Below are 11,944 nucleotides of genomic sequence, written 5' to 3' on the forward strand. Positions count from 1 at the left end.
TTCCGGGCACGAGGTGTCCCGTTGTCGAGTGCTGGCGCGACGAGAGCGGCCAGCGGGGATGGGAGTACGCGTGAAGGCCGTCGTTTACCACGGTATCGGTGACATTCGGGTCGACGACGTGCCCGAGCCGCGCATCGAACAACCCACCGACGCGATCGTCCGGGTCACCACGGCGGCGATCTGCGGCACCGACCTGCACTTCGTCCGTGGCACCATGCCCGGGATGAAGCCGGGCAAGGTCCTCGGCCACGAGGGCGTCGGGGTGGTCGAGGAGGTCGGTTCGCAGATCCACAACTTCCGGCCGGGCGACCGGGTGGTGATCTCGGCGGTGCTGGGCTGCGGGTCCTGCTGGTACTGCCGTCGAGGGCTCTTCGCGCAGTGCGACAACGCCAACCCGCTGGGGCCGAGGACCGGTACGGCATCGCCCGGCTCACCCGAGATGCAGGGCCCGTTCAACGGCCTGCAGGCGGAGTACGCCCGGGTCCCGTTCGCGCACACCAACCTGATTCCCCTCGCCGAGAACGTCACCGAGTCGCAGGCCATCACGCTGTCCGACATCTATCCGACCGGCTACTTCGGAGCGGTTCTCGCCGACGCGAGCGACGGCAAGATCGTCACGGTCTGGGGCTGCGGTCCGGTGGGACAGTTCGCCATTCTCTCCGCGTACCAGCGTGGCGCGTCCCGGGTGATCGCGGTCGACGGGCATGCCGACCGGCTGGAACACGCCCGCAGCCGCGGCGCCGAGGTCATCAACTTCAACGAGGTCGACCCGGTCGACGCCATCATGGAGTTGACGAACGGGATCGGGGCCGACTGCGCGATCGACGCCGTCGGCGTGGACAGCGAGAGCGCCAAGTCGGGGCCGGCGGCCGGCAAGGACGCCGAGCGCAACGCCGAGGAGCAGCACGCCCTCTCGCCCAACCTCGACAGTCAGGGCCAGGACGGGCACTGGAAGCCGGGTGACGCGCCGAGCCAGGCGCAGACCTGGGCGGTGGACAGCCTCGCCAAGGTCGGCACGCTCGGCATCGTGGGCGTCTACCCGCCCGGCGACCGGTACTTTCCGATCGGGACGGCGATGGGGCGCAACCTGACCGTCCGTGCCGGCAACGGCAACCACCCCCGGTACATCCCCAAGCTGGCGGCCATGGTCGCCTCCGGCCAGGTCCGGCCGGAGGACGTGGTGACGGAGCACGAGCCGCTCACGGACGCGGTCGGCGCGTACCGGGAGTTCGACCTGCGCAGCCCCGGCTGGCTCAAGGTGGCCCTGCGCGCCGGCTGAGGACGGTTGCGGCGGCACCCTCCCTGAACCGATTCCGGACCCGTTCCGTGTGGGGGGCGAACGGTTTCCGGACCTCCTGGAAGCCGGGTGACCGCTGGAGATTTCCGATGATGCGCAACCACGTGACACCCCTCATCGCCGCGCTGGCCGTCGGCGCGGTGACGCTCACGGCCTGCGGCCCGAGCCAGGTGCCACCCGGCCCGGCGCGGGCCGCCGACCTGAGCGGCAGCCCGGCGGCGTCGCCGCAGAGCGGGGGCGGCGTCGCCGACCTCGCCCTGACGTCCGGCACCGCGAAGTCCAACAACGCGGCCGAGGGCACCGGCGACTGGGCGGTACGCGACGGCGGGGTACCGACCGGAGCCGCCCGGGAGGAGGCGCAGCGCTGGGTCCAGCTGACCCTGGGCAAGGCGGGCAAGCTCGACCCGGTCGTCGTCAACGGCGCGGGCCTGACCCTCTACCGGTTCGACAAGGACAGCAACAACCCGCCGACCTCGAACTGCGACGGTGACTGCGCCACCACCTGGCCGCCGGTCACCGTCACGCCCGGCGGCAAGATCTTCGTCGCGGGGGTCAAGGCCGAGGCCGTCGGCACGGTCCGGCGCGCGGACGGCAGCCGGCAGGTCACCATCGGCGGCTGGCCGGTCTACCGCTTCGCCAAGGACACCAAGCCCGGTGACACCAAGGGCCAGGGTGTCGGAGGCACCTGGTTCGGCGTGACCCCGACCGGCGGCAAGGCCGGCGTGTCCGGTGGCGGGCAGCCCACCGCGGAGTCGCCGGCCCGACCGGCGACCAGCGCCGTACTCTTCGACGACCCCAACTTCGGCGACGGCGCAGGCTCGCAGGGAGTCGCGGGCACCGGCTGCCGGAACCTGAGCCGCCCGGGCGTCTCCTCCTCGGTGGCGGCGCCCGGCTCGCTCAAGCTGTGGACGGGCGCGGACTGCACCGGCCGCTCGACGGTGATCAACGGGGACGTCGCCGACCTGGGAACCGTCGGCTTCGACAACGCGGTCGTCTCGGTGCGCCTGGGCTGATCCCGCGAAACGGCTCGCGCTGGGCCGGCCACCTGGTCGGGCCGGCGCTCGTTCGTCGTGGGGTCGGTCGGGCACGGCCAGGGCCGCCGCCGGTGATCGGCTACAGCGTCGCGCTGACGTACACCGTGCCGTCGGTCGTCTCCACCCGGACACTGTCGATCTGGGCCTCGTCGATCAGGGCACTGCCGTCCAGGGTGACGCCCTCGGCGGCGCCGCGCTCCGACACCAGCCAACTGCCGGCCAACACGGTGCTGCCGTCCTTGCCGACGACCAGGAGGCGACAACGCCGGCCCTGCGGGATGCCGGAGACCGTGGCGTTGACGCGTACCCAGCCGGGAGCCGGTTGGACGGCGACGGCGAGACGAGCGCCGGTTCGCGCGTCCGAGGCGCTGGTGCGGCGGACCGTCGGGTCGGCCGTGACGCTCGGGCTCGGCGGCGGGGCGGTCGCGTCGTTCGTCGCGTCGCCCCGTGGAACGAGGAAGGCGCCGCCGAGGACGGCCGAGGCGACGACCGCCGCGGCGACCCCGGTCACGGCGTGCCGGCGGCGGCGTTCGTCGGCGGCCTCGCCGCGGATCTGCCGCAGGGTCCGCTGCAACAACAGGTCGCCGTCCTCCGGCGGTCCGTCGAGCAGCATCACATCGGGTACGTTCTCGAGGGCGCCCGCCCACGTCCGCAGCGACTCGACCTCGGCCCGGCACTGCGCGCAACCCGCCAGGTGCTCCTCGGCTCGGCGGGTCGACTCCTCGTCGAGCGCCCCCAGCAGGTAGCCGCCGATGTCGAAGTGGTCGGCGTGGGGCGATGAGCTGTCGGTCGTCATGAGGCAGGCCGTTCCACCCCGGCGCGACGCTCGGCGAGATCGCGGAGTGCTCGGAGTGCGTAGTAGGAGCGGGACTTCACGGTGCCGGGCGGGATCCCGAGGACCTGGGCGGCTTCCGCGACTGTACTCCCGCGCAGGTAGACCTGCTCGAGCACCTGTCGGTGCTCGGTGGAGAGGCGGTTGAGGGCGTCCGTCACGACGATCGAGTTCACCACCTGGTCGGCGTGGTCACGTTCGACCGCGGATTCGGTCGGGCCCTCCGGCACCTCGGGTGGCCGCGCCCTCCGGGCGCGGACGGTGTCGGTCACGATGTTGCGGACGACCGTCAACAGCCAACCCCGTACCGAGCCCTTGCCGTTGACCAGGCTGTCCGGGTGACGCCACGCGCGCACCAGCGCCTCCTGGACGACGTCCTCCGCGGCCGCGCGGTCGCGGGTCAACTGTGTCGCGTACGCGAGCATCGCCCGTCCGTGCTCCTCGAATATGGACCGGACCAGTGCCTCGCCTGCCACTTCGCGCCGACGAACAGGTCCTGATCCCGCCATTGCTACCACCCTTTTGCTGACCCTCACGTCGCCGGCGTTCCCGCCGGTTGTCTACGGGCCCTCAGGATGCACGTCCTGTTCGTACCGATAGTTGATCAATAGAAAGTTTGTCTACTGACCCACGTCGAGACCGAAACGAGATGTCAACCGCTGCCGATGCGTGTCCGGCGGCCGGCGTCCCCGCTGGGCTCGAACGTGCACGCCCGAGCCCAGCGCGGTGGTACGTCAAGGGGCAATCGGTGACGGCTCGCCCTCGACGGCGATGTCCTGTAACGCGTCGGCGATCAACCGCATGGCACGGCGTCCGCCCGGATTCAGCAGGACGTCGACGCCGTCCGGGAGCAGCGTCAGCAACTCGTTCAGGTCGACCTGTCGCCAGTCGGCAGCGTCGACCCGGCCCCGGTCCACGGCCCCGGTCGCGACGAGCACACACGGCACGTCGTCCGGCGCCGGCGCCACGATGACGGCGCCCGCACTGTCCAGCGCGACATCCACAAGGCTGTCCCGCAGCGCCAGGAGCACCACATCGACGCCCGCGCGACCGGTGGCGACCAGAGAGGCGGCGGCATCCACCGGGCTGGTGGGCGACGCGGGGTCCTCCGGCCGGTACAGCGGATTGGCGGTGAAGCGGCCGACGGTGCCGTCGGGCTCGACCAGCCAGCCACCGACGATGACCTCCACCGGAGGCACGTCGGTGGTCTCCGCCGTTCCCTCGTCGGGCGCGCTCCACCGGGCGTCCGTCAGCAGCAGCCAATTCCGCTGCCGGTCGACGTTGTCGTTCTCGTTCATCACTTCTTCCCCTTGGCCGTTGGATGGAGCTCCGAGAATTCGCCGCCGTTCTGCACCGCCAGCGTCGCGATGGGCTGGCCCCTGCCGGTCACCAGGCCGTCCACGTCCACGCCCTCGGTGGTGACGACCACCTCGTTCGCCGCGAAAATCCGACGCCGGTTGCCGAGATCAGCCATGGCGTCGGCGAAATCCTGCCCGGCCGTGCCGGACGTGTTGCCGAAGTTGCAGGAGATCAAAGCGATGGACCTCTTCGAATTGGGATCGAAGAGCTCGTTGTGATGCAGGACCTTCGCGAACTGTCCACCCGGGACGTGCAGCACCGTGCCGTTCGTCAGGCGTACGGCGGCGCCGTTCGGGTTGCCGTGCGCGATGACCAGGGTGGGATCGTTTCTCAGCCGGGCCCAGGGTGGGGAGACGAACTCGTTGCCCGCGAAGCCGGTGTCGGTGCCGGGCAGCTTGCGGACCGCCTTCAGCCCCGGGGTAGCGGCCGTTCCGCCGATGTTCCGGCCGAAGGCGAGATTGGCGTCGGTACGGGCCCAGCTCGTGAAGCTGTCGTTGTCGGTGGCCCTGCTCGGGAAGAGCACGCCGATCAGTTTGCCGTTGTTGTCCACCAGCGGGGTCGACTCGACGTCGGAGGCGTGGAACGTCTTGAGGTGGCCCTTGCTGTTCTGTCCGAGGATCAGCGTCGGGTCGTTGGCCTGCTTCTTCCGGGCGGCCTTGAGGTCCCGGTCGAACCGTAGGTCGAACAGCTTCTGGTCGATCCGGTTGAACACGCCCTTGATGGTCTTGCCGATGCCGACCTCGGTGACCGTGGCGTCGATGCCGCGCCCCACCGTGGTGGCGCTGCCGCCGGTGACCTCTCTGGTGCTGTTCTTGATGCCGTCCGCGACGCTGCCGGGGCGGATCTTGCCGGCGAACTTGTTGGCGAACTTGATGACCCGGCTGACGATTCGTCCGCCGGGGACGAGGCCGAGGGCGAGTCCACCGGCGGCGAGGGCGATTTCGGCGGGGTCACCGCCGAGGGCGGCGGCGGCCAGGTCGATGGCACCGGAGAGGAAGCCGATCGCCGAGCCCAGGGGCGGGAAGATGAAGGAGGCGACGACGGAGAGCACGTCGAGGATGGTGGTGATCCATTCGATGACGGTGCTCTGCAGGAAGTCGATGAACGCGTTGAACGCTTCGACGATCTTGTCCCAGAGGGAGCGTTGCGGCGCGTCCTTCGCCAGTTGGTGGAGGGTGTCGGCGGCGGTGCGGGCGGCCTGGTCGCGCAGGGCGGTGGCCTGGCCGAGCAGGGACTTGGCCGCGTCGAGGGCTTGTTGGGCGTCGGCGGCGCGGTTCCTGGCGGCGGTGGCGTCGTCGGTGGCCTGGTCCTTGGCGTCCGCGCTGGTCGCGGCGTCGGCGTTCATGACGAGGAGCGCGGCCGCGGCGGTGGCGGCTGCGGCTTGGGCGGCGCTCTGGTCTCCGGCGGCCTGTCGGGCCTGGTCGAGGGCGCGCAGTGACATCGTCTGCGCCTCCTCGAGGGAGGGCAGGTAGCGCAGGTAGGCGTCGGCGGCGCTGGCGTAGGAGTTGGCCATCCGGTCGAGTCGTCCGGGTAGTTTGCCGATGAGGTCGCGGAAGGCGTCCATGGCCTTGCCCTGGCCGACGTCGATCTGGCTGCCCGAGGCGAGCAGGTCGTGTGCCTCCTGGGTGGTTCTGGCCAGTTCCTGGTACGCCCGGGTGATCTCCTCGAAGGACTCGGGATCACCCGGCACGGGATCCGAGTCGAGTTGCAACACGGACCACTCGGCGTCGCCCGGACGCGTCATGACATGCCTCCCCATCGCACCGTCAGGTCGGCGCCCGGACCGTTCGCCGGGAGCCGGGTCGCACACGTAGCGGGTGGGAGTTCGGTTCAGCGGGTGAACCGGGCCGGCCGCCGATCCGTGTACGCCGCAGTTGCCGTGACACCTCGGGAGGGTGCGGAGATGAGGGAACGGATGGGCAGGCCGGCGGGGGAGTGGACGCGATGAGCGAGATCCTCGTTCCCGGCGCGGAGTTGGAACGCGTACACGAACTGCTGGCGCGCACGAAGGAGCTGATGGACAGCGCGTCGGTCCGGTCGATGGGCGCGGTGGTCGACACGCTCGGTCAGCGCGACCTGGAGGGCGCGGCCCGGCAGTTCGAGAAGCGGTGGGGCGACGGCCGGCACGTCGTGGGCAAGGACCTCGGCGGCGTACGCGACGCGGCCAAGGCGGTCGCCGACGCGTTCCGGGAGACCGACACCCAGACGGTCAACGCGTTGACCACGCCGGATGCGCAGGCGGCACAGTGAGCGCCCCGACCGCGACGCCCATCCCGACGGGCTTTGAGCTGCGTACTCCCGTGGCGTGGGTCGACTTCCCGGTGTCCGACGAGGCGAGTGAGAACCGGCTCGGTGAACAGGCGCGGGGGCAGGCCCTGACCGGCGGGTTCACCGCCGACCAGGCCGGCCGCTTCGCCGAGCAGGTGCGCCGGTCGATCCGCCAGGCCCGCCGCAGCGGCGCGGTGCACGCCGCGGGCGTCTTCGAGATGTACGAGAACGGTCCGCTCACCGCCACCGTGGTGGTCGCGGTGGTCACGCCACCGGCCAACGGCGACATCCTCGGCGCGCTGACCGCCGTGGCGCAGCCGAACCGGGCCGACGGGACCTGGCGGCGGGTGACCACCGCGGCGATCCCCCGGATCGGCACCGTGGGCCGGGTGTACGGCATCCAGAACGTCGTCCAGGACGGCGTCACGATCCGGTGCGCGGTGATGCACACCGTCGTGCCGATGCCGGGATCGGCGGACGTCGTGGTGGTCACCGGGTCGAGCCCGAACCTCGCCGAGGCGGAGGAGATCTTCGAACTCTTCGGCGCGATCACCGAGACGTTGACGTTCACCTGGGACGACGACCAGCCGGAGCTGGCCGCGCCGACGGAGCCGACGGACGCCACCGACGCCTGAGAGCGAAGGTCGACGAGGGGGGACACCGCGCCGCGGTGTCCCCCTGTCGCTCCGGTGCTACTGCGGCGACGTCACCAGGGCACGCAACGTCGCCGGGTCGGTCCGGGGGACCTGCACCAGCCGGACGGTGCCGTCGCCCAGGTGCAGCAGCGCCCGACCGAGGCGTCCTGCACCGAGCTGGCCCCGGCTGAGCTTGGCGCCGATCAGCTCACCGTCGCCGAGGCCCTGCGGGCTGAGCAGCGCGCCCTGCCGGTTGCGCCGGGCGTCGACGTGCCAGCCGCCGAAACCGCCGGCCAACCCGTCGATGGTGCCGGCCATCACCAACCCGAGTCCGCGCTCGGTGCCGGCCCGGGCGATCTCGCCGAGGTCGCTCCCCGCGTCGCACTTGAGCAGCAACTCGGCGTCGTCCAGCACGACCACGGCCGGCCCGTCCCGGCGTTCCAACGCCGCCGTCAGGCCGGCGGAGGTGAGGTTCTCGCTCGGCACCAGGTCGAGTACGCCCGGCAGACCGGCCAGTTCGCGCAGCGGCGACCTGCGCGGCGCCGCCACGACCACCTGAGTGTCCTTGCGCAGCAGACCGGCGACCATCGTCAGCAGCGCGGTGCTCCGCCCCGAGCGTGGCGGTCCGGCCAGGACCAGGGTCGGGACGATGGTCAGGTCCGGTCCGATCGCGGTGAGCTCGTCTCCGCCGACGCCCACCATCGTCCACAGTGCCCCGTCGGGTCGGGCCAGTGCCTCGGTGTCCGCGAGGGTCAGCTCGTCGGGCAGCACGTCGATCCGGAACGGGCGGTCGCCGGGCGCGAGGTCCGCGTCCCGCCGTCGGGCCGTCTCGGCGATGTCGGCGAGCACCCGCGCCTGCCCCTGACCCGAGGTGTCCTCGCCGAGCAGCGCGATCTGCGCCTCGGCGCCGTCGGACGCCCGGATCGCCCGACCCGGCTCGATCTCGTCCGGCAGTTGCCGATGGTTGATGCCGACCATGCTGTAGTCGCCACGTTCGGTCAGGCGCAGCACCAGCTTGTCGTCGGTGGTGGACGAGATCCGGCTGGAGAACATCGCCCGGTCGCCCGCCAGCACCACATGGATGCCCGCCCCGGTGCCCTCGCGCAGCAGCGTCAGCAGAGCGGCCATGATCGTGCCGTTGTCGTAGTCGGCGAAGGTCTTGTCGAAGACCTCGAACCGGTCCAGCAGCACCAGGATGTGCGGAGGTCGCTCACCCGGGGCCGCGCCGGCGCGGAACTCCACCATGCTCGCCGAGCCCCGGGTGGCGAGCAGTTGCTGCCGCCGGCCCAGTTCCGCGACGAGACGGGCGAACAGCCGGCCGAGCCGTTCCGCCTCGGTACGCTGCACCACCGCCCCGCAGTGCGGCAGGCCGTTGAGGGCCAGCAACGCCCCGTTGCCGCAGTCGACGCCGTAGAGGTGGACGTCGGCCGCGGAGTGGACGCGGGCGAGCGTCCCGGCGATCGTCCGGAGCGTCTGCGATCGGCCGCTGCGCGAGGAACCGATGACGTGCAGGTGCCCGAGCGTGGCGAGGTCCAGCGCCAGCGGCACCTGGTCCTGCTGGGCGGGAAGGTCCACCAGCCCGTAGGCGACCGCCGGGAGGTGGTAGTCGGTGGCGCGGGCCGGTGGCAGCGTGTCCACGGTCAGCGACGTGGGTAGCGCCGCCAGCCAGGGGCTGTGCTGCGGCGGGATGCCGAGCCGTTCGCTGGCGTCCCGGATCGCCGTCACGAGCACCGCGAGGTCGGTCAGCTCGGCCGACGGCGCCGCCTCGCCGGAGCGACGACGCGGCGCGGGGCGACCGAGGTCGGGAAAGGACAGTGGCGCCAACCACGGGGCCGGCCGGTCGGTGCTGCGCGCGCCCGGGCGGAAACCGCCGACCCGACCCGCCTGGAACGGCACCAGCGACGACTGGGCGAGCCGGACGAAGGCCCGACCCGGCGTCGACTTCGAGATGGCGGCCGCGTCCGGGGCGTTCAGCACGTCCTGGCTCTCGCTGCTGTCGGTGACCCGCAGGGCGATGCGCAGGTTGGTGTTCGCCCGGATCTCGGGGGAGACCACGCCGCCGGGTCGTTGGGTCGCCAGCACCAGGTGGATGCCGAGCGACCGGCCGCGCTGGGCGATGTTGACCAGACCGGTCACGAAGTCCGGCAGGTCCCGCACCATCGACGCGAACTCGTCGATCACGATGAGCAACCGCGGCATCGCCACCCGGGACGGCTCGCGGCGCAGCAGCTCCACGTAGTCGTCGATGTCCTTCGCCCCGGCCTCGGCCAGGATGTGTTCGCGTCGGCGCAGCTCCGCCGAGAGCGAGGTGAGCGCCCGGCCCACCAGGTGGGTGTCCAGGTCGGTCACCATGCCGACGGTGTGCGGCAGCAGGACGCAGTCCTTGAACGCGCTGCCGCCCTTGTAGTCGACGAGCACGAACGTCATCGCGTCCGGACGGTTGGCCACCGCGAGCGAGGCGACGAGCGTCTGCAACAGCTCCGACTTGCCGGAGCCGGTGGTGCCGGCCACCAAGCCGTGTGGTCCGTCCCGCTTCAGGTCGAGGGCGAACGGCCCGTCGAGCGACACCCCGAGCACCGCCTCGGTGGTTCGACCACCCGAGGTCCACCGGGCCGTCACCGCGTCCGGCTCCGGCGGTTCCATCCCGAGTACGTCGAGCAGCCGGCTCGACCCGGGCAGGGCGCTCTCCTCGTCGGCGCCACCGATGTCCCGTAGCGGCGCCAGCGCCCGGGCCACCCCGTAGAGCCACTCCGGCGGCACGACGTCCGGGTGCACGTCGGCGATCGGGGCGGCGAGGGTCTGGGTCACCAGCAGCGATCCGTCCTCCTGCTGGGCGATCACGGCCTGGCACTCCTCGGGCAGTAGCCGCTCCTCGGCGTCCAGGCAGATGGCGTACACGCCGACCGCCGGTCCTTCGCGCAGGATCTGGGTGACGCCGGGCAGGGACCGCAGCTTGCGCGCGCCGTCGAGCACCACGAGGACGTCCCGGAACGCGCCGTTGCCCCGCTCACCGGAGCGGGACGAGATGATGGCCACCAGTTCGCCGACCCGGCGGGCCAGCGTCTGGGTGTCGGTGCCGACCGTCGCGAGGGTGTCCTGACCGTCGCGGGGCCGCAGGTGCGGCAGCCAGCCGGCCCAGGCCCAGCCGGCCTCGTCCGCGGCCCCGCAGAGCAGGTAGATCTGCAGGTCCTCGGGGCTGTGCAGGGCACTGGCCTGGGCCATCATCCACCGGGCCGTGGTACGTGCGACGGTGTCGCCGGCCACCCCCACGACCCCGTGCTTGCGCACCGGTACGGTCGCCGGCACGTCGAGGGCGCTCCACCGGACCTCACGCCGATTCTCGTCCTGGCTCAGGTCGCGGAGCACCACCTCCGACGGCAGGTCCGCGCTGCCGACCCGCAGCTCCAGGAAGTCCGGATCGGTGCGGCGTCGTTCCCAGAGGCGACGTTGCGGCCCGCCGGCGATCAGCCCCATCGCCGCCGGGTCGGGGAAGTCGTCCCGGCGGACCGACCGTTCGGCGGCCAGCGCCTCCTCGGCCTCGCCGCTGATCCGCGCCCTCTTCTTCTCGTACTCGGCGAGCCGGGACCGGTACGTGGCCCGGCCCTGACGCCGCGCGCCGATCTGACCGGCGATCAGCACCAGTGGCGACAGGATGGCGAAGAGCAACGTGAGCGGGTTGCGGGTGACGACGAACGCGGCGCCGGAGAGCACGACCGGCGCCAACACGGTGATCAGCGTGAGCGGCCGTCGTTCCGGCGGCGCCGGCGGCCCGGGAAGCGTGAACTGGGTGGTCCGCGCGGCGGGCAGCAGCCGGGGTGGACGGTTGTAGTCCAGGCCCGTCCGGTCCTCCGAGATCTGGAGCGCGGCCTCGTCCCGCAGCGGGCGACGAAGCTCCAGCAGGGAGGAACCCGCGGCCAGTTGCGCCCCCGGCGTCCAGATCCGCTCCTGCTCGTCGACCTCCGCCCGGTCGAGCAACAACCCGGGGTCCGTCGGACGGAGCCAGCACTCGCCGTCCTCGGTCACCCGCAGCCGGGCGAGCGCCGGGGCGAGCGGGTCGTCGTGGACGCGGACGTGGTTGTCGTCGGCGGTGCCGATGGCGTGCTCGCCGACGGCGAGCGGGTACCGGGTGCCGGCGCCCAGACCGCTGACCACCCGGATCTCCAAGGGACCCGCCGGCCGTGCCGGTGACCCCGACGTGGGACGGTCCAGCTCGATGACGCTGCCCTGCCACAGCGGCGCGTCGGCGAGCGTCAGCCCGGGGTCCAGCGGAGCGCCGGCGACGAAGATCGTCGGCGGTCGGGAATCGGGTTCCGGACGGCGCCCGGCCAACACCTCGGCGAGCTCCGCGACGGTGGAGTCGAGGGCGGCCTCGACCTGGTAGTCGGTTTGGGTGGTGGACTGATCCGTGACGGTGAGCAACAGGCGCACGGGTATCTCCTGGTCGGACGATCCGTCGGGAACACGGTCGGGGGGGGGGGGGGGGGGGGGGGGGGGGGGGGGGGGGGGGGGGGGGGGGGGG

The 11,944-nt window shown here is 72.1% G+C and carries 9 protein-coding genes; 4 read left to right on the plus strand and 5 right to left on the minus strand.

Going from position 1 to position 11,944, the window contains the following annotated elements:
* Positions 1–70 precede the first annotated feature (70 nt).
* A complete protein-coding gene (locus AC3EN4_RS15825; RefSeq protein ID WP_435206580.1) occupies positions 71–1,279 on the plus strand; it encodes an alcohol dehydrogenase catalytic domain-containing protein in 1,209 nt (402 codons plus the stop codon).
* Between the two features lie 107 nt (positions 1,280–1,386).
* Positions 1,387–2,310, plus strand: a complete 924-nt coding sequence (locus tag AC3EN4_RS15830) for a hypothetical protein (RefSeq protein WP_435206581.1) — start codon at positions 1,387–1,389, stop codon at positions 2,308–2,310.
* 100 nt (positions 2,311–2,410) lie between these two features.
* On the opposite strand, the gene AC3EN4_RS15835 is transcribed toward AC3EN4_RS15830, so the two are convergent.
* The 4 genes from AC3EN4_RS15835 to AC3EN4_RS15850 form a co-directional block, all read right to left on the minus strand.
* Positions 2,411–3,127: a zf-HC2 domain-containing protein gene (locus tag AC3EN4_RS15835; protein WP_435206582.1), complete on the minus strand. Its 717-nt coding sequence runs from the start codon at positions 3,125–3,127 to the stop codon at positions 2,411–2,413.
* Positions 3,124–3,672 (minus strand): sigma-70 family RNA polymerase sigma factor, encoded by a 549-nt coding sequence (locus AC3EN4_RS15840; RefSeq protein WP_435206583.1) that lies wholly within the window; start codon positions 3,670–3,672, stop codon positions 3,124–3,126. Before AC3EN4_RS15840 ends, AC3EN4_RS15835 begins: the two co-directional genes overlap by 4 nt.
* 225 nt (positions 3,673–3,897) lie before the next feature.
* Complete coding sequence (locus tag AC3EN4_RS15845) at positions 3,898–4,461, minus strand: type VII secretion system-associated protein (protein ID WP_435206584.1); 564 nt, start codon at positions 4,459–4,461, stop codon at positions 3,898–3,900.
* Positions 4,461–6,266: a hypothetical protein gene (locus tag AC3EN4_RS15850; RefSeq protein ID WP_435206585.1), complete on the minus strand. Its 1,806-nt coding sequence runs from the start codon at positions 6,264–6,266 to the stop codon at positions 4,461–4,463. Before AC3EN4_RS15850 ends, AC3EN4_RS15845 begins: the two co-directional genes overlap by 1 nt.
* Positions 6,267–6,466: 200 nt before the next feature.
* Between AC3EN4_RS15850 and AC3EN4_RS15855 the strand changes: the two genes are divergently transcribed.
* On the plus strand, positions 6,467–6,772 hold the full coding sequence (locus AC3EN4_RS15855) for a hypothetical protein (protein ID WP_422739162.1): 306 nt from the start codon (positions 6,467–6,469) through the stop codon (positions 6,770–6,772).
* Positions 6,769–7,425, plus strand: coding sequence for a hypothetical protein (locus AC3EN4_RS15860; protein WP_435206586.1), 657 nt, complete (start codon positions 6,769–6,771; stop codon positions 7,423–7,425). The genes AC3EN4_RS15855 and AC3EN4_RS15860 overlap by 4 nt, the downstream gene beginning before the upstream one ends.
* 57 nt (positions 7,426–7,482) lie before the next feature.
* Here the strand turns inward: AC3EN4_RS15860 and AC3EN4_RS15865 are convergent, their stop codons facing one another.
* Positions 7,483–11,853: an FtsK/SpoIIIE domain-containing protein gene (locus AC3EN4_RS15865; protein WP_435206587.1), complete on the minus strand. Its 4,371-nt coding sequence runs from the start codon at positions 11,851–11,853 to the stop codon at positions 7,483–7,485.
* Between the last annotated feature and the right edge of the window lie 91 nt (positions 11,854–11,944).

Source organism: Micromonospora sp. bgisy143, from assembly GCF_057708145.1.